At 43.1% G+C, this 17,617-nt stretch carries 16 protein-coding genes and 2 pseudogenes; 14 read left to right on the forward strand and 4 right to left on the reverse strand.

Annotation, left to right across the window (positions count from 1 at the left end; translation table 11 throughout):
• Positions 1–59: 59 nt before the first annotated feature.
• Positions 60–1,415 carry an exodeoxyribonuclease VII large subunit gene (xseA, locus tag AACL30_RS08795; RefSeq protein WP_339056375.1) on the reverse strand — a complete coding sequence of 452 codons (1,356 nt, stop codon included), beginning with the start codon at positions 1,413–1,415 and terminating at the stop codon, positions 60–62.
• A gap of 113 nt (positions 1,416–1,528) precedes the next feature.
• Between xseA and ybeY the strand changes: the two genes are divergently transcribed.
• The 12 genes and pseudogenes from ybeY (at position 1,529) to hemB (ending at position 12,297) form a co-directional block, all read left to right on the forward strand.
• Complete coding sequence (gene ybeY / locus AACL30_RS08800; RefSeq protein ID WP_422389600.1) at positions 1,529–1,984, forward strand: rRNA maturation RNase YbeY; 456 nt, start codon at positions 1,529–1,531, stop codon at positions 1,982–1,984.
• 85 nt (positions 1,985–2,069) lie between these two features.
• Positions 2,070–2,978, forward strand: coding sequence for a CNNM family magnesium/cobalt transport protein CorC (corC, locus tag AACL30_RS08805; protein WP_339056376.1), 909 nt, complete (start codon positions 2,070–2,072; stop codon positions 2,976–2,978).
• Positions 2,979–4,541 carry an apolipoprotein N-acyltransferase gene (lnt, locus tag AACL30_RS08810; RefSeq protein WP_339056377.1) on the forward strand — a complete coding sequence of 521 codons (1,563 nt, stop codon included), beginning with the start codon at positions 2,979–2,981 and terminating at the stop codon, positions 4,539–4,541.
• A 94-nt stretch (positions 4,542–4,635) separates the two neighbouring features.
• On the forward strand, positions 4,636–5,166 hold the full coding sequence (locus AACL30_RS08815; RefSeq protein ID WP_339056378.1) for a DedA family protein: 531 nt from the start codon (positions 4,636–4,638) through the stop codon (positions 5,164–5,166).
• 136 nt (positions 5,167–5,302) lie between these two features.
• Positions 5,303–6,565 (forward strand): annotated as a pseudogene (gene rmuC / locus AACL30_RS08820) (DNA recombination protein RmuC); the annotation flags it as partial.
• Positions 6,566–6,602: 37 nt separating this feature from the next.
• On the forward strand, positions 6,603–7,358 hold the full coding sequence (gene ubiE / locus AACL30_RS08825; protein ID WP_039906857.1) for a bifunctional demethylmenaquinone methyltransferase/2-methoxy-6-polyprenyl-1,4-benzoquinol methylase UbiE: 756 nt from the start codon (positions 6,603–6,605) through the stop codon (positions 7,356–7,358).
• Positions 7,359–7,371: 13 nt separating this feature from the next.
• The gene (locus AACL30_RS08830; RefSeq protein ID WP_339056379.1) at positions 7,372–7,995 is read left to right on the forward strand and encodes an SCP2 domain-containing protein; all 624 of its coding nucleotides are present in this window, start codon (positions 7,372–7,374) and stop codon (positions 7,993–7,995) included.
• Positions 7,992–9,614, forward strand: coding sequence for a ubiquinone biosynthesis regulatory protein kinase UbiB (ubiB, locus tag AACL30_RS08835; RefSeq protein WP_339056380.1), 1,623 nt, complete (start codon positions 7,992–7,994; stop codon positions 9,612–9,614). The genes AACL30_RS08830 and ubiB overlap by 4 nt, the downstream gene beginning before the upstream one ends.
• Before the next feature lie 101 nt (positions 9,615–9,715).
• Positions 9,716–9,994, forward strand: a complete 279-nt coding sequence (gene tatA, locus AACL30_RS08840; RefSeq protein ID WP_339058432.1) for a twin-arginine translocase TatA/TatE family subunit — start codon at positions 9,716–9,718, stop codon at positions 9,992–9,994.
• 3 nt (positions 9,995–9,997) lie between these two features.
• Positions 9,998–10,411: pseudogene (tatB, locus tag AACL30_RS08845) on the forward strand (Sec-independent protein translocase protein TatB); the annotation flags it as partial.
• 36 nt (positions 10,412–10,447) lie between these two features.
• Positions 10,448–11,191 (forward strand): Sec-independent protein translocase subunit TatC, encoded by a 744-nt coding sequence (gene tatC, locus AACL30_RS08850; RefSeq protein WP_339056381.1) that lies wholly within the window; start codon positions 10,448–10,450, stop codon positions 11,189–11,191.
• 80 nt (positions 11,192–11,271) lie between these two features.
• Complete coding sequence (hemB, locus tag AACL30_RS08855) at positions 11,272–12,297, forward strand: porphobilinogen synthase (RefSeq protein ID WP_339056382.1); 1,026 nt, start codon at positions 11,272–11,274, stop codon at positions 12,295–12,297.
• Positions 12,298–12,330: 33 nt separating this feature from the next.
• On the opposite strand, the gene rfaH is transcribed toward hemB, so the two are convergent.
• Both rfaH and yejK read right to left on the reverse strand, forming a co-directional pair.
• Positions 12,331–12,822, reverse strand: coding sequence for a transcription/translation regulatory transformer protein RfaH (gene rfaH / locus AACL30_RS08860; RefSeq protein WP_339056383.1), 492 nt, complete (start codon positions 12,820–12,822; stop codon positions 12,331–12,333).
• A 52-nt stretch (positions 12,823–12,874) separates the two neighbouring features.
• Positions 12,875–13,876 (reverse strand): nucleoid-associated protein YejK, encoded by a 1,002-nt coding sequence (gene yejK, locus AACL30_RS08865; RefSeq protein ID WP_339056384.1) that lies wholly within the window; start codon positions 13,874–13,876, stop codon positions 12,875–12,877.
• Positions 13,877–14,048: 172 nt separating this feature from the next.
• Between yejK and yejM the strand changes: the two genes are divergently transcribed.
• Both yejM and gorA read left to right on the forward strand, forming a co-directional pair.
• Entirely contained in the window at positions 14,049–15,791 is a 1,743-nt protein-coding gene (yejM, locus tag AACL30_RS08870; RefSeq protein ID WP_339056385.1) for an LPS biosynthesis-modulating metalloenzyme YejM, read from the forward strand.
• A gap of 24 nt (positions 15,792–15,815) precedes the next feature.
• Positions 15,816–17,168, forward strand: coding sequence for a glutathione-disulfide reductase (gene gorA, locus AACL30_RS08875; protein WP_339056386.1), 1,353 nt, complete (start codon positions 15,816–15,818; stop codon positions 17,166–17,168).
• Here gorA and zur read toward each other — a convergent pair.
• Positions 17,129–17,614 (reverse strand): zinc uptake transcriptional repressor Zur, encoded by a 486-nt coding sequence (gene zur, locus AACL30_RS08880; protein WP_006704096.1) that lies wholly within the window; start codon positions 17,612–17,614, stop codon positions 17,129–17,131. The genes gorA and zur overlap by 40 nt on opposite strands.
• Positions 17,615–17,617: the final 3 nt, after the last annotated feature.

Genomic DNA, 17,617 nt, shown 5'->3' on the forward strand with positions numbered 1-17,617 from the left:
GACGTGAATCCTGCGTTGCACGGTGCGCGCAATACGGTTTCGAAAGGGATCTATTATTTTTACGTGTTTTTTACCGCATTTATTTGCGTGATTTCACTTTCAATGGAGCCATCTTGCAAACGAGTGATGATTTTTTCTCCTCTGTGCGCTTGCTTGATGCTGTTTAACACCGTTCCGGCTGAAGTGTGAGTGACATTATAACCTCGTGCCAAAATGGCTAATGGGCTCACCGCTTCCAGTCGTGAACAAACAACGCTAAAACGCTGGCGATACTGATTGCATTGACGCTCTAAAGCCTGTTTAAGACCATAGGCTTGCTGTTGTATCCGTTGATGATAACCATAAAAGTATTCAAGTAACCTTAGCTTGGTCAAACGTTGTTGCAGAAAGTGGAGTTGCTGTAACTGCTCGGCCATTTGCATGCTTATCGCCTGCTCCAATCTGTTTTGTAACCTAACTAACTCAGTTTGCTGATTTGCTAGCTGTAACTGTGGATGCTGTTGTTGTAAACGATGTTTAAACTGACTAAATTGGCGTTGGCATTGCGCTAAATAATAATCCAACGCCATCGCCATACGTTGTTGCTGTACTGCAATTTGGCGCATCAATTCAAGTTGATCACGACTGAGCAACTCTGCCGCCGCCGAGGGGGTGGGCGCTCGTAAATCAGCAACAAAATCAGCCAGCGTGACATCGGTTTCATGACCCACGGCACTGACGATGGGAAGGCGACTATTAAATATCGCGCGTACCAACCGCTCGTCGTTAAAACTCCATAAATCCTCTAGTGCACCGCCTCCTCGACAGACGATCAGAACATCACATTCAGCGCGCTGATTAGCTATTTCAATCGCCTTCATAATTTGCCAAGGCGCGTCAACCCCCTGCACGCTAGTAGGATAAATCACCACAGGCAAAGACGGATCACGGCGTTGTAGCACCTGGAGAACATCATGCAAAACTGCGCCATGGATAGAGGTGATAACGCCAATCTGTTTAGCCGAATGAGGCAGCGGTTTTTTATGATCCTGTTTAAACAATCCCTCCGCTGTTAGCTGCTGTCTAAGCTGCTCAAATTGCTGCTGTAATAAACCATCACCAGCGGGTTGCATATTTTCAGCAATCAGCTGGTAATCACCTCTGGCTTCATACAATGTGATCGATGCGCGGATCAGTACCTGCTGACCATTACGAGGCTTAAAGGTGACAAAACGATTACTATTGCGGAACATGACACAACGTACCTGGGCGCGCTCATCTTTTAGCGTGAAATACCAATGGCCGGAAGAGGGCTGTGAAAAATTGGAAATTTCAGCGCTGAGCCGGATTTGCCCCATTTCCATTTCTAGCAGTTGTCGCACATGCTGATTAAGCAGACTCACAGTAAAAATTGAGGGGACAGAAATTGATGGCATGCAGGCTCCTAAAAAAAGAGGTCTATTTTTAATGCGTGATTTTTATCAGCAATGTAATCTTGCTAAAAGAAGTCATATTGTTATTAATTACTCATTTATTTGTGGATGCCCCCGTGATTCTAGATTTACAAATTGTATGTACTCACAATAAAAAACTACCGACCGAAGCCAATTTTCACAGCTGGTTGGAGGCGATACAGGTAAAATTTCAATCGTTATCTGAAGCTGAAATGACCATTCGGCTGGTGGATGAGGCTGAAAGTCGTCAACTAAATTTTATCTATCGTGATAAAGATAAACCAACCAATGTGCTATCTTTTCCCTCTACCCTGCCTGAAGAAATTAACTTGCCATGGTTAGGCGATCTGGTTATTTGTCGACAGGTGGTTGAACGAGAAGCGGTAGAGCAAAATAAAACCCTATTGGCTCACTGGGCACACATGGTTGTGCATGGCACCTTGCATCTGCTAGGGTATGACCATATAACTGATGAAGAGGCGCAAGAGATGGAATCGCTCGAAACTGACATTCTACAAACTTTAGGCTATCCTGATCCCTATTTTCTGTAGAGACTATTCAGCCTCCAACAATGCGGGCTGATCTAAAAGCCTATTCGAAATCATAACCAACATAGGTAATTTTAATTAAAACGCCATGAGCGACGACCATCCATCTATCAATGATAATTCCCCTCCCGCCAAAAACGGATTTTTTTCTGCTATTAGTCAAAAATTTTTAAATATCGTCTTGCGTTATTTTTTCCAGTGCAAGATTAAAAATCGTACTGATTTAGTCGCATTTATCCGTGATTCTGAACAAAAAGATCTGATCGATCACGATACAAAAGACATGCTGGAAGGGGTGATGAATATTGCTGAACAGCGTGTACGAGATATTATGATCCCGCGCTCTCAAATGGTCATACTTAAATACAATCAAACCTTGGATGAATGCTTAGATGTGATCACTGAATCGGCTCACTCCCGCTTTCCTGTTATCAGCGAAGATAAAGATCATATTGAAGGCATGTTGTTAGCAAAGGATTTATTACCTTTTATACTCACGGATTCTACTGCTTTTAGTCTCGATAAAGTGTTGCGACCCGCGGTGGTGGTGCCCGAAAGTAAACGGGTTGATCGGATGCTAAAAGAATTCCGTCTACAGCGCTATCATATGGCTATCGTCATCGATGAGTTTGGCGGAGTATCCGGGTTAGTGACCATCGAAGATATCCTGGAGCTTATCGTAGGCGAAATAGAAGATGAATATGATGATGACGAAGAAGATTGGGCCGTTCGCCCACTTAGCAATGATACCTATGCCGTACGTGCATTAACCAAAATTGAATACTTTAATCAAATATTCAACACCGATTTTAGCGATGACGAAGTCGATACCATCGGCGGTTTCGTCATGCAAGCCTTTGGTCACTTGCCTACACGTGGTGAAGTTATTGAAATTAAAGGTTACTCATTTAAAACGGCGATGACAGATAGCCGTCGCATTATTCAAGTTCATGTTAAAGTTCCTCCAAATGGGCTATTTCCAACATTGGAAAACTAAATGTTACTTAATCGTCAATGGATTCGTATTTTACTCGCCTTCTCGTTTGGTGCTTGCGGTACATCGGCCTTTTCTCCGTTTGATTTTTGGCCGGCGGCGATTCTTTCTCTTGCTGGGTTACTGCTCTCAATCTTAAATCGCTCGCGTAAACAGGCGGCCATTATCGGCTTTGCTTGGGGGATGGGCTTATTTGGCACTGGCATTAATTGGGTTTATGTCAGCATTGCTGAATTTGGTGGGATGCCAACAGTAACCAATATTTTTCTTGTCTTATTATTATCTGCCTACTTATCTTGCTACCCACTGCTCTTTGCGGTGGCACTCACTTGCCTGTATCCAAAAACAACCTGGTATAAATTCGCTATAGGTGCGCCGGTGCTATGGCAATTGAGCGAATTTTTACGTGGATGGGTGTTAACTGGATTTCCTTGGTTACAATTTGGTTATAGTCAAATCAGTGGCCCACTGCGAGATATTGCGCCTATTTTAGGCGTTGATGGCATCACTTTTACCTTAGTTGCTATCAGTGGCCTGTTGGTGTACGCCTGCCACCAGCGACGCATTATGTTGGGGATGATGGCGCTATTACTTTTATTGTTACCCTGGTCGTTACGTCAACTGAATGGAGGGACAGCAAACTGGTTTACCCTTAATCCTGATAGAACCGTCAATATTGCCATGGTGCAAGGTAATATCGCGCAATCAATGAAATGGGATCCAAGCACCTTAGCCGATACACGCCAAATCTATCTGGATGCCACCCTACCCTACCTAGGCAGGGCGCCGATTATTATCTGGCCGGAAACCGCGATCCCTGATATTGAAGTGAATCAATATCCTTTTTTATCGATGATAGACGAAACAATGCGCACTCATCATAGCAGCTTGATCACAGGTATTGTCGATGCCCGCCAGACGGAAACCGGAACGCATTTTTTTAATAACGTTATTGTGTTGGGAGACAAAGAACACTATCTATACCCTACGACTCAGCGCTATCAAAAACATCATTTGGTGCCTTTTGGCGAGTTTGTACCGCTAGAGCACTTACTGCGCCCGTTAGCCCCTTTTTTTGATCTGCCGATGTCTTCTTTTAGCCGTGGCAACGAGATACAACCCCAGCTCAAAGTGGCAGGTTTCAATGTAACAGCCGCTATTTGCTATGAAATCGTGTTGGGTCAGCAAATCCGTAACAATTTTCGCCCCGATACTGATTTTCTGTTGACGGTCTCTAACGACGCTTGGTTTGGACATTCTATTGGGCCATGGCAACATTTCCAAATGGCACGTATGCGTGCGCTGGAAATGGGGCGACCATTGCTACGTAGCACTAATAATGGTATTACCGCCGTAGTAGCAGCGAATGGCGACGTGCTGGCGGCTATCCCCCCCTTTACACGTCAAGTACTTAATGTTGCAGTCACACCCACTTCTGGTGTGACACCTTACGCCCGTTTTGGCAGCTGGCCATTATGGTTGATTAGCTTGATACTCGCGGTTATCCCCTTCGTCTTTAAAGCTGCTGCTAGGCAGCCAGGGAGTGAGACCGATGAGTGTAGATAAACTACCTGATGAGGTGAACACCCGCAGCCAACAACGCGGCGGCTTCAAAGGCGAAGGGTATATTCATTAACTCACCGACAGGAAATACTACGCTGTGACCTTAAACGACATTGTTACTTACACGACAGATTTTGCCCGAGCACATGAAATTTGGGCGATTCCGCTGGTCTTTTTCCTCGCATTGGGTGAATCATTGGCTTTTATTTCTTTATTGTTACCCGCTACCATTATTTTATTGGCATTCGGTGTCCTTATTGGCGAAAGTGGGATTACTTTTTGGCCGATATGGATTGCCGCCGCAATTGGCGCATTTTTCGGTGATTGGCTTTCATATTGGATAGGATTTCACTATAAAGACCGCGTGAATACATTATGGCCATTATCTCGTCATCCACACCTACTCACGCGGGGGCGTACATTTTTCGAACGTTGGGGGATTTTTGGTGTATTTATCGGCCGTTTTTTCGGGCCGTTACGCGCGGTTGTTCCTTTAATTGCCGGTGTTTGTCATATGCCACAAGGTTATTTCCAATTAGCCAACCTCATTTCTGCCTTTTTTTGGGCTTTTGGCATATTAGCGCCAGGAGCGTTTGGTATGCAGTGGCTCCATGAATGGATGGATTAGATTTCTTGCGTGGTATGAATTCTGCGTTACGCAGTAGGTTTTGCAACAAATCTAAATAGGAGAAACCGTGGAGATAAATGTAAGGTACATCCTGATCGGAGCGGGTTGTTTACTCAGTGTCTTATTGGGATGGTTGGTTGCTGCTAGCATTGAGAAACTAAAACAGCTGGCCTATTGGCGTGATCAGTGTCATAAACTTGATACCGCATTACAACTTCAGCGTGAAGAAAATAGTGCGCAAAAAACGGAGCTGCGCGAAATGAAGGTTCGCTTAGAAGAGACACGAGCCGCCGCGGAAGAAAAACAACGTTTATTGTTAAACAGTGAACAACGTTTGACCAGTCAATTTGAAAACCTAGCAAATCGTATCTTTGAGCAAACAGGTCGCCAAGTGAATGAACAGAACCAACAAAGTTTGGATCACCTGTTGTTACCCTTGCGCGAACAATTAGAAAATTTTCGACGGCAAATTCAAGAGAGTTATGGCCAGGAAGCACGTGAACGTCACACGCTAACACATGAAATTCGTTGCCTTCAACAATTAAACAGTAAAATGGCCAGTGAAACCATTAATCTCACCAACGCCCTGAAAGGCGATAATAAAATACAAGGCAACTGGGGTGAAGTGGTTCTGAGTAAGGTGTTGCAAGCTTCTGGTTTACGAGAAGGTCATGAATACCACACCCAGGTCAGTGTGAAAGTTGATCACAATAGTCGTATGCAACCTGATGTTATTGTGCGTTTACCGCAGGATAAAGATGTGATTATTGACGCTAAAATGTCATTAGTGGCTTATGAGCGCTATTTTAACAGCGAAGAAGAAGCCAAACGAGAAAGTGCACTGAATGAACATATTCTTTCATTACGTAACCACATTAAAATGTTAGGTAAAAAAGACTACCAACAGCTCCCTGGTTTACGCTCGCTGGATTATGTTTTGATGTTTATTCCCATTGAGCCTGCATTTTTGGTGGCACTGGATCGACAACCTGAATTGATCAACGAAGCACTACAGCACAATATTATGTTAGTTAGTCCCACCACATTGCTGGTGGCTTTACGTACCATTAACAACTTATGGCGTTATGAACATCAAAGCGAAAATGCACAGAAAATCGCCGAACGTGCCAGTAAACTTTATGACAAATTACGTTTATTTGTCGATGATATGGAATGCTTGGGACAAAGTTTAAATAAAGTACAGATCAGCTATAGCCAAGCGATGAATAAACTGATTGAAGGCCGAGGTAATCTGATCAAACAAGCAGAAAGTTTTCGCACCTTAGGGGTTGAAATTAAAAAGCCCATTAGTCCCGTGTTAGTAGAAAAAAGTAAGACAAAAGAGGAACGTCATTCGGTATCGCACGAAGATGAATTGCCTTGTGTAGTAACAGAGTAATCGAAGTTTATTGATCAAAAGCAGGCAGGCAAAAACAATGACAGGGCAAGAAAAAGAGACTACGCATTTTGGTTTCCGTACCGTAGCCAAAGAAGCGAAAGAAGACATGGTCGCCGCCGTTTTTCATTCTGTCGCCGCTAAGTACGATTTGATGAATGATGTGATGTCATTTGGCATTCATCGTATCTGGAAACGCTTTACCATTAATTGTAGCGGCGTTAGACGTGGCCAAAAAATACTGGATCTGGCGGGAGGAACCGGCGATTTAACCGCTAAATTTTCGCGATTAATTGGCGATCAGGGTCAAGTGGTGTTGGCCGATATTAATCAATCGATGTTGCAGGTAGGACGCGAAAAACTACGTAACAATGGCATCATAGCCAATGTGTATTATGTTCAGGCCAACGCCGAAGCCTTGCCTTTTCCCGATAATTATTTTGACTGTATTACTATCGCTTTTGGCTTAAGAAATGTCACCGAAAAACAGCAGGCATTAAACTCGATGTTTCGCGTGCTCAAACCGGGAGGACGTTTATTGATCCTCGAATTCTCAAAGCCAGAGTGTGAACCGATAAGTAAAATCTATGATGCTTATTCGTTCCATATTTTGCCCAAAATGGGAAAAATAGTGGCTCAAGATGCCGAAAGTTATCGTTATTTAGCTGAATCGATTCGTATGCATCCCGATCAGGAAACGCTGAAAGGGATGATAACTGACGCTGGATTTGAAAATGTGACCTACTTTAATTTAACCGGCGGCATTGTGGCGTTACACCGTGGCTTTAAGTTTTGAAGTGGAGAATATGATGTCTTTGAAACGAGAATTTTTAGCCTCTACTGCCGTTGCCACGATGCTAGAGCTATTGCTAAATAAGCTGCTATTTCGTGATCCAAGCATGAAAGCAATACGTGCTAGTCTGGCCAATAACGTGCTAGGTATTGAAATAAAAGAACTAAAAATCCCTCTGTTATTATTATTTTCTCCGTATCACGTTGATGTTTTAACTCACTGGGAAGACCCTATCGATTGCACGATTAAAACAGGTCTCAGTGCGCTCACTAAGCTCAGCGATCCACAACAATTATCCTCATTAATACGCGATGGTCAGCTCATCGTCGAAGGCAACATTCAAATTGCACAGCAACTGGTGACGCTATTGGATTTTGCGCAATGGGATCCCACTGAATACCTGGTGCCTTATATCGGCGATATTGCGGCGGAAACAGTGGCGCAAATGCTAGCTAAAAGTCATCGTTTCCTCACCACTCAGTGGAAACAACAGCAGCGTTATTGGGCTGAGGCAATAACCGAGGAATGGAAAATAGCCCCCCCTCCATTAGAAGTGGCTTGGTTTAGTAAAGAGGTTGATGCTGTCTCGCAAAAAATAGACCGACTCAGTGCGAGATTAGAGCAGCTGGAGGAACGATGACACTACTGGGAGAATTTCGACGTCTCTGTTTAATTATTCGCGTATTTTTTAATTACGGCTTGGGTGAATTAGTCCCCAATGTTGCTGTATTGCGCATTGTCTGCCGGTTATTTTTTTGGTTACCAAATCGTCATAAAGACAAACCATTAGGCGAACGTTTACGGCTAGCATTACAACAATTGGGGCCCGTTTGGATCAAATTTGGTCAAATGATGTCAACCCGTCGCGATCTGTTCTCAACTGAGATTGCTGATCAATTGACATTATTACAAGATCGCGTCGCGCCTTTTGAGGGTAGCCTGGCGCGTCAATGTATTGAATCGGCAATGGGGGCACCTTTAGCAACTTGGTTTGATGATTTTGATCAGCAAGCACTAGCCTCAGCATCAATAGCTCAAGTGCATCAGGCTCGTTTGAAATCAAATGGTCAGGAAGTGGTGTTAAAAGTTATCCGCCCGAACATTCGCCCGATTATCAAAGCAGATATTCGTTTAATGTATCGTTTAGCGAAATGGATCCCCAAATTACTGCCCGATAGCCGCAGATTACGTCCCTATGAAGTGGTGAAAGAATACGAAAAAACCTTATTTGATGAGTTGAATTTGTTACGAGAAGCAGCCAATGCGATCCAGCTACGTCGTAATTTTAAAAATAGTTCGATGCTCTACATTCCGAAAGTGTATTCGGATCTCTGTCGAGAAAATGTGTTAGTCATGGAGCGTATTTACGGTATTCCAGTATCAGATATTAGCGCGTTAGAGCAGAATGGCACCAATATGAAACTGCTGGCCGAACGCGGAGTTCAGGTATTTTTCACTCAAGTATTTCGCGATAATTTTTTCCATGCTGATATGCATCCGGGCAATATTTTTGTCAGTTATCAACATCCACAAGATCCCCTGTATATCGGCATTGATTTTGGCATCGTAGGCGCGTTAAATAAGGCTGACAAACGCTATCTCGCCGAAAATTTTGTGGCTTTTTTTAACCGTGATTATCAAAGAGTGGCCGAATTACATCTTCATTCAGGCTGGGTACCGGATGATACTAATGTAGAAGATTTTGAATTTGCCATCCGCACCCTGTGTGAGCCTATCTTTGCAAAACCGTTAGCTGAAATATCATTTAGTCATTTGTTACTGAATTTATTTAATACCGCCCGTCGTTTTAATATGGAGATACAACCTCAGCTGGTGCTACTACAAAAAACATTATTGTATATAGAGGGGCTAGGACGCCAACTTTATCCTAAACTGGATTTATGGGCGACCGCGAAACCTTTTTTAGAAAACTGGTTGCGTGATCAATCAGGACCCTATGCGCTGCTACAGACGTTAAAACAAAAAATCCCGTTGTGGGCAGAAAAATTCCCCGAACTGCCTGAACTGGTTTACGACAGCTTGCAACAGCATAAAAAATTACGGTACAGCCTAGATCACTTGTCACTGCAACTTAAAAAGCAACAACGGCAGGGAAAAGCACGTTATTTATTGAATGTCGGTGTGACACTACTGGTGAGTGGGACGCTTTTACAACTTATAGGCCAGCATGAAGCATTGTCGATAGGGTTGATTGTTGTTGGGGTGTGGGTGTGGATCGTCGCTTGGAAGCGTGTTTGAAACCCTAGTGCGTGATTCGGGCAAATGTCCGCAGCCAACAATGCGGCAGCTTCAAAGACGAAGGGTATATTGATCATGAGAAAATCTGCGAGGTAAACAACATGGGTGGCATAAGTATTTGGCAATTAATTATCATTGCGGTGATCGTAGCGCTGATATTTGGTACGAATAAACTGCGAAGTTTAGGATCCGATCTGGGTGCATCACTCAAAGGTTTTAAAAAGGCAATCGGTGATGATGCAACCCCCTCTTCCACTGATACCTCGCCCACCAAGGTGGATCAAAAGAGTGATGACGCTGATTTTTTGAAAAAAATAGTGACTGACGAGCCGTTAGACACCAAAACGGAAAAAACCAAAAATAACAAAGAACAGGTATAGACCGTGTTTGATATTGGCTTTGGCGAACTGCTGTTGGTGATAGTGATCGGCTTAATTGTTCTTGGGCCAGAACGTTTACCGGTGGCGGTAAAGACAGTGACAGGTTGGATACGGGCATTACGCTCCGTGGCCACCACCGTGCAACATGAAGTATCACGAGAATTAAAGCTTCAGGAGCTACAAGAAAGTTTAAAAAAAGCTGAACAAGCCGGGCTACAACATATGACGCCAGAACTAAAAGCCTCTATCGATGAACTAAAAAATGCGACTGAAGCACTGCTACATTCTCATCATACAGAAGTCACGGCAAATGATGAGCATACTATAAATCATTCATTACCTATTGATGATGAAGCTATTCATGATGAAATGATATCTGCTAAACCACCAGCGGCAGCGAAAGAGGTATCAACAGCAACCGCTGCTCATCCCACCAAGGGAGATCGCTGAGTGATGTCTATTGATCCTGCCAAGCCTTTTATCAGCCATTTAATAGAACTCCGCAAGCGGCTATTGTATTGCCTTATTACCCTATTGATCGTTTTTTTAGCCTTAGTTTATTTCGCCAATGATATTTATCAGTTAGTTTCTGCGCCGTTAATAAAACAATTACCCGCTGGCGCCAGCATGATTGCGACTGATGTGGCATCGCCTTTTCTCACTCCCATCAAGCTGACTATCATGGTATCGCTGCTTTTATCTGCCCCTCTGATTCTGTATCAAATTTGGGCATTTATCGCACCGGCGCTATATCAACATGAACGCCGTTTAATGCTGCCATTGTTGGCTTCAAGCAGTCTGTTGTTTTATATGGGGATGGCCTTTGCCTATTTTATTGTATTTCCACTGGCATTTGGTTTTTTCACCCAAACCGCACCAGCAGGGGTATTGATAGCAACAGACATTAATCATTATCTTGATTTCGTTATGGCATTATTTATTGCTTTTGGCGTTTCTTTTGAAATTCCCGTTGCTATTATTTTACTCTGTTGGTGTGGCATCACCACGCCGGATGATTTAAAGAAAAAACGCCCCTACGTGTTAGTCGGGGTCTTTATTATTGGTATGTTGCTCACCCCCCCTGATATTTTTTCACAAACATTATTGGCAATCCCTATGTATCTTTTGTTTGAAGTGGGTATATTGAGCGCTCATTTTTATGCAAAAAAACCACCTACAAAACAGGTAAATCAGTAGATTCTACAAAAAATCTACTATACCCCTTTCGAAACCGTAGCGAGTGATCACGCAGTAGGTTTCATTTGAGTGAGGACAATATGAGTTATCTCTTTCCTGGCACCTTTCCTGCTCGCCGTCTACGCCGTCTACGCCGTTATGATTTTAGTCGTCGCCTGACGGCAGAAAATCAACTGACGGTAAATGATTTAATTTACCCGCTCTTTGTTATCGAAGGAGAGCATCGTCAAGAAGCCATTGCTTCTATGCCAGGCATCTCACGTATGAGCATCGATCTACTATTAAAAGAAGCTGACGTCGTTGCCAAATTGGGTATTCCGGTTATCGCTTTATTTCCAGTGATTGATTCTTCGATAAAATCGATCAATGCCGAAGAAGCTTATAACCCAAATGGATTAGTACAACGCGCGGTTAGAGCGCTAAAAAAAGCCGTACCTGAATTAGGTGTGTTGACCGATGTGGCGCTTGATCCTTACACCCTACATGGACACGATGGTATCGTTGATAACAGTTATGTCATTAACGATACCACCAACGGTATTTTGGTGCGTCAAGCACTCTCCCATGCCGAGGCCGGGGCGGATATTATTGCGCCGAGCGATATGATGGATGGGCGGATTGGCGCGATTCGTGATGCATTAGAAAATAAAAAACAGGTTAATACGCAAATTATGGCGTACTCCGCAAAATATGCTTCTTGTTATTATGGCCCTTTTCGTGATGCCATCGGCTCGCGTGTGAACCTAAAAAGTATTGATAAAAAAAATTATCAGATGGATCCTGCTAACAGTGATGAAGCACTGCAAGAAATTGCACAAGATCTACAAGAAGGTGCTGATATGGTGATGATAAAACCAGGAATGCCCTATCTTGATATCGTACGTCGGGTTAAAGACACTTTTCACGTGCCCACTTTTGCCTATCAGGTTTCTGGCGAATATGCCATGCATATGGCGGCGATTAACAACCGTTGGTTGCCGGAAAAATCCGCAATCATGGAATCGCTCTTGTGTTTTAAACGAGCAGGTGCCGATGGGGTGTTAACTTATTTTGCAAAAAAAGTCGCGCAATGGTTATCTGAAGATCAGTTTGTGGTTAATCAGTAGACTACTTGCATCACCTATTGCGTAACGTCGAATTCACAACACTTTTTCAAAATGACGATTGTCTAGACTTTTACTAACCTGGCTATTGAGTATATTCAGCAAAATCATTGAACGTCTTTCACCATCGGGCTCCGTATAAATGGCTTGCAATCCAGAAAATATGCCTTCGGTAACACGTACTGTATCGCCGGATACTGCTACAGTAGAATCAGATATCGTTTTAATCGTGTGCGACTTTATGTCATCAATCACCATTTGGGGAATAATCACCGGATACAGGCCAAAACGGACAAAATGGCTGACACCTCGAGTGGCTTTTATCGTAGTGGTATGAATATTTTCAGGATTAAATTCAGTAAACAGATAATTAGGAAAGAGCGGTTCATGAAAGGTTACCCGCCTCCCTCGCCACATTCTTTTGATTGTCACTATGGGGGTTAAGCAAACCACACCTTGCCGTTCTAAATGCTCTTGAGCGCGTAAAAGTTGAGCGCGTTTGCAATACAATAAATACCACGCCTTCACGACAGCCTCCTTCCTATAGCCAAACCAGTTTAAGCAGCAACAACTTAAAAAATTATCCAAGACATCGTTTTAACTGATCGCGTAAATTTGGTGGTGTGCCCTTGATAGTTAACGTATCAGTAGCAGCATCCCAAAAAATACGCTTTTCTAGTAACAAAGCATCAAAATTGATAGTCAGGCCGCCCCCACTACCCGAAAATTTCGTTAATTGACGCAATGTCGGCCGATCTGCCGGGAAACTGTCGGCAATATCGTAGCCTTGTTCAGTAGAAAATTGTTGCAAATTTTTTTCATTGAAAACAGGCAGCGCTTCTGATAACTGCTTTAATTCAATGCATTCGTCCGCTTGTTGTTGTTCATTACAGTAGCTGTAAACTTGTTGTCGATAGGCTTGTTTTTGCTCTTTATCTAAATTAGCCTCTGCACAATAATCATCCACCGCTTGTAATAAATCGCGATTTTGTTTTTTAGTATCACCCCCTTCCGAGGCTACTAAAAAATCCATAAAAAAATCAGAGACTTTTCGGCCTACTCGCCCTTTCAAGAAAGTTAAATAACGTTTTGATTCATTATTGGTTTCCCATTCGGTCACATCAACACGAGCAACAATATCAACGTGGTTAATATCCAAATGATGCGTGATACTAAGATCAAGCTGTTCATCAACGCGCATACTGTTACAACTATTGAGAAAGGCGATCAATAAATACTCCGTTGCGAGATGGCGATACTGGCAAAATAACAACACGCCACTTTCAGCAAACGGGTATTTAATCAATTCATCACGCAGACGTGCTGTCGCGCGACGGGTAAAACTCAAAAAATCGTCATTCCCCTTACGGCAGCGTTTAAATGCGTTGGCAAATTCACTGTCTTCATTAAACTGGCCATAAGCTTTATTTTTTGCACTATAGACACGATGTAATTCAACCATCATCTCTTGCACAACTCTATTATTCGATGGTAACAACGAGTCGCGTAAAACCATATCAAGCACGCTATCATCGGATTTGACTAACTGATGTAGGGCAATTTGGTTGATATCCAAATTCATGATAAATACTCCGTTTGGCCAGGGTCATATTCAAACACTGATGCATCCTTGCTGCAACTTAAAAAAACAGGGGATAAAATAGTAGAAAAGAAAATCATAGGATAAGATGTCAGTTTTTAAGCGCCTTGACCCTTGAAGATAATGTTCATTAATCAACTAACGTAATTTTACTATGGTGATAAATCGTCAGAGCTACCGTGAAAAAGTGTCCCACATGATCAGTTGGGGGCACTGGTTTACCCTGTTTAATATACTGCTCGGCCTAACCATAGGTAGCCGCTATCTGTTTGTCTCTAATTGGCCGGCCTCACTGCTCGGTAGAATTTATGCTCTCGCCAGCTGGCTGGGACATTTCAGTTTTATCATCTTTGTGGTTTATCTGCTGATAATATTTCCCTTGACGTTTGTAATAATGTCACCACGCTGTTTGCGTTTTATTGCTACTGTTCTTGCCACTGCAGGGCTGATGTTGTTATCACTCGACACTGAAGTGTTTACCCGTTTCCATTTACACCTTAATCCCGTGACATGGAAATTAATGTTAAGTCTAGAGCTAGGAAAATTTACTGCTCATTGGCTGCTGGTTTCTATCTATGTATTGATCATTTTCTTTCTTGAGCTGTTTTTGGCGCGTTGGTGTTGGAAAAAATTACGCAGCCTGGATCGAAAACATTTTGTTAAGCCCCTGGTGGCACTCTTTATCTGTGCGTTTTTTGCCTCACACCTGATTTATAGTTGGGCTGATGCTAATTTTTACCGCCCCATCACCATGCAACGGGCAAATCTTCCTTTATCTTACCCTATGACCGCGCGTAATTTTTTAGAAAAACAGGGCCTGCTCAATCAACAAGAATATCAGCGTCGTTTGGCTGAACAAGGTAACCCCTCCGCGCTGGTAGTTGAATACCCTCTCAATCAAATTAGCTTCGGCGATCATCTGGGAGATCACTACAATTTATTACTGATCGTCGTGGATAACATTCACACCAATAGCATGGCAACAGAGATGCCTGCTTTAGCGCAGTTTGCTCAGGCTAATATTCAGTTTAATCAGCATTACAGCTCAGGTAATCGCGAAAACACGGGGTTATTGGGTTTATTTTACGGCATCTCAGCAAGTTATTTAGATGGTATTCTTGCTGCTCGAAAACCCTCTGCTTTTATCACCGCATTAGACACACAGGGTTACCAATTTGGATTATTTTCTTCCGATGGTTTTAAATCCTCTTTATATCGTCAAGCACTACTGACGGATTTTTCATTACCCCTCCCCGTGCCACAGCGCGATAGTGAAACAACGATGCAATGGCAACATTGGTTGACACATTACAGCCCTAAAGGGAAATGGTTTTCTTACCTTCATTTGAACGATGCTGCTACCGTATCTAATCCATCTGATGAAAAAAATACCGATCAACAAATTACAACTATTATTGAAACATTAAAACAGCAAGGACAACTTGATAAAACCGTCGTCATTATCACCGCCTCTCATGGCGTTGAGCTGAATGAGAGTACTGATGTGACTTGGCGCGAGGGGAGTCAATTTAATCGTGAACAATTTCAAGTACCGCTGATTATCCATTGGCCAGGGATGCCCGCTCGACAGATCAATAAACTCACTTATCATGAAGATATTATGACTACGCTGATGCAACAGCTGTTGTCGGTCAAAACCGCTGCTCAAGATTATTCTCAGGGCGAGGATCTGTTCGTTGCTCAACGCACAAAAAATTGGCTGGTAACCGGCGATAGTGATCTGCTGGTCGTTATTACTCCCACTCAAACGATATTATATCAAGAAGGGAAACACTGTATTTACGATCAACAGGGGCATGAGATAAAAGACAATAAACCATCACTATCACTTTTACTGCAAGTGTTGACGGATACAAAACGTTTTATTGCTAATTAACTATTTAACTAAGAGCCTATGCGAATGAACAAACATTATGATTACTTAGCTATTGGTGGCGGCAGTGGTGGTATCGCTTCTATAAATCGAGCCGCCAGCTATGGCAAAAAATGCGCATTGATTGAAGCCAAACAGTTGGGAGGAACCTGCGTCAATGTTGGCTGCGTGCCAAAAAAAATCATGTGGCATGCCGCTCAAATTGCTGATGCTGTTCGCTTATATGCGCCTGATTACGGTTTTACCATGACAAATAATGCGTTTAATTGGCAAACATTGATCGAAAACCGAAGTGCTTATATTGATCGTATTCATCAATCTTATGACAAAGTTTTAAGCAAAAATCATGTGGATGTGATTAAAGGTTCGGCGCATTTTGTTGATACACATACGATTGCCGTGAATGGTGAACAAATTACCGCCGACCATATTTTGATCGCTACGGGTGGCTATCCCCATCGTCCTGATATTGTTGGTGCTGAATATGGCATCGATTCTGATGGTTTTTTTGCATTGGATCAAATGCCCAAACGGGTAGCCGTAGTCGGTGCTGGCTATATTGCGGTAGAAATCGCCGGCGTATTAAATGCATTAGGTGTTGAAACCCATCTGTTGGTACGTCAAAACGCCCCTTTGCGGCATTTTGATCCACTCATTGTTGAAACCTTAATACAAGTAATGAAAAGCGAAGGACCTCAACTGCACACAGAATCGACAGCCAAAGCGGTGATTAAAAATGCCGATGGGAGTTTAACGCTACAGTTAACAAATGGCCAAGACGTCACTGTTGATCAACTGATTTGGGCCATCGGCCGCAAGCCCATGACAGATAATCTCAACTTATCGGCCTGTGGCGTAAAAACAAACGACAAAGGCTATATCGAGGTTGATCAATACCAAAATACTAACGTTAAAGGCATTTACGCCGTGGGGGATAATACCGGCGCAGTGGAATTAACCCCCGTTGCCGTTGCGGCAGGTCGCCGTCTTTCTGAACGTTTATTCAACAATAAACCCAACGAACATCTCGATTACACCCATATTCCCACCGTCGTCTTTAGCCACCCACCGATTGGTACCCTAGGTTTGACTGAACCCGAAGCGAAAGAAAAATTTGGTGAGGAGATGGTTAAGGTTTATCAATCTTCTTTTACTGCGATGTACAGTGCGGTGACTCAGCATCGTCAACCCTGTTGCATGAAACTGGTTTGCATAGGAAATGATGAAAAAATCGTCGGGCTGCACGGTATTGGCTACGGGATGGATGAAATCTTACAAGGGTTTGCCGTGGCGATAAAAATGGGAGCAACTAAAAAGGATTTCGATAATACTGTGGCTATTCACCCCACCGCTGCTGAAGAATTCGTCACCATGCGATGATCGGCACAGCTAGAACATAATCCATCCACCTCAACCACACTATGACGCAATACAAATCCGTCCTGTTTAGCTAGCTCGAGCAGTATCTGCTTAATGTCAGTGGTGGGGTGTTCGATAACTGAACCACAGCAATCACAAATAAATAATACCGAGGTGTGAGCAGGCTCTAAAAAATGGTGGCAAAGCACGTAACTGTTAGTGGATTCGACACGGTGGATCAAGCCCTGTGCTAGCAAAAAATCTAACGCACGATAAACGGTAGGGGGTTTAGCTTGCGGCTTTGCGATCCGTAGTTTATCCAACAAGTCATAGGCGCTGATCGCCCTTTGTTGTTGTACTATTAAACGCAACACTTCTAATCGCTGTGGGGTTAGGTTGGCTTTTCGTTGTTTACACAAATTCATGGCCTGTGTGAGTAACGATTTTTGTTGGGTTGTGCTGTTCATTAA

This window comes from Candidatus Regiella endosymbiont of Tuberolachnus salignus (assembly GCF_964020115.1).
Classification (GTDB): Bacteria; Pseudomonadota; Gammaproteobacteria; order Enterobacterales; family Enterobacteriaceae; genus Regiella; species Regiella insecticola.

Bases quoted from the DNA above. Each gene is read 5' to 3' on its own strand.
- tatA (WP_339058432.1), top strand. From the start codon at position 9,716: ATGGGTGGCATAAGTATTTGGCAATTAATTATCATTGCGGTGATCGTA.
- gorA (WP_339056386.1), top strand. From the start codon at position 15,816: ATGAACAAACATTATGATTACTTAGCTATTGGTGGCGGCAGTGGTGGT.
- xseA (WP_339056375.1), bottom strand. From the start codon at position 1,415: ATGCCATCAATTTCTGTCCCCTCAATTTTTACTGTGAGTCTGCTTAAT.
- zur (WP_006704096.1), bottom strand. From the start codon at position 17,614: ATGAACAGCACAACCCAACAAAAATCGTTACTCACACAGGCCATGAAT.
- ubiE (WP_039906857.1), top strand. From the start codon at position 6,603: ATGACAGGGCAAGAAAAAGAGACTACGCATTTTGGTTTCCGTACCGTA.
- yejM (WP_339056385.1), top strand. From the start codon at position 14,049: ATGGTGATAAATCGTCAGAGCTACCGTGAAAAAGTGTCCCACATGATC.
- hemB (WP_339056382.1), top strand. From the start codon at position 11,272: ATGAGTTATCTCTTTCCTGGCACCTTTCCTGCTCGCCGTCTACGCCGT.
- tatC (WP_339056381.1), top strand. From the start codon at position 10,448: ATGTCTATTGATCCTGCCAAGCCTTTTATCAGCCATTTAATAGAACTC.
- corC (WP_339056376.1), top strand. From the start codon at position 2,070: ATGAGCGACGACCATCCATCTATCAATGATAATTCCCCTCCCGCCAAA.
- lnt (WP_339056377.1), top strand. From the start codon at position 2,979: ATGTTACTTAATCGTCAATGGATTCGTATTTTACTCGCCTTCTCGTTT.
- AACL30_RS08830 (WP_339056379.1), top strand. From the start codon at position 7,372: ATGTCTTTGAAACGAGAATTTTTAGCCTCTACTGCCGTTGCCACGATG.
- ubiB (WP_339056380.1), top strand. From the start codon at position 7,992: ATGACACTACTGGGAGAATTTCGACGTCTCTGTTTAATTATTCGCGTA.
- yejK (WP_339056384.1), bottom strand. From the start codon at position 13,876: ATGAATTTGGATATCAACCAAATTGCCCTACATCAGTTAGTCAAATCC.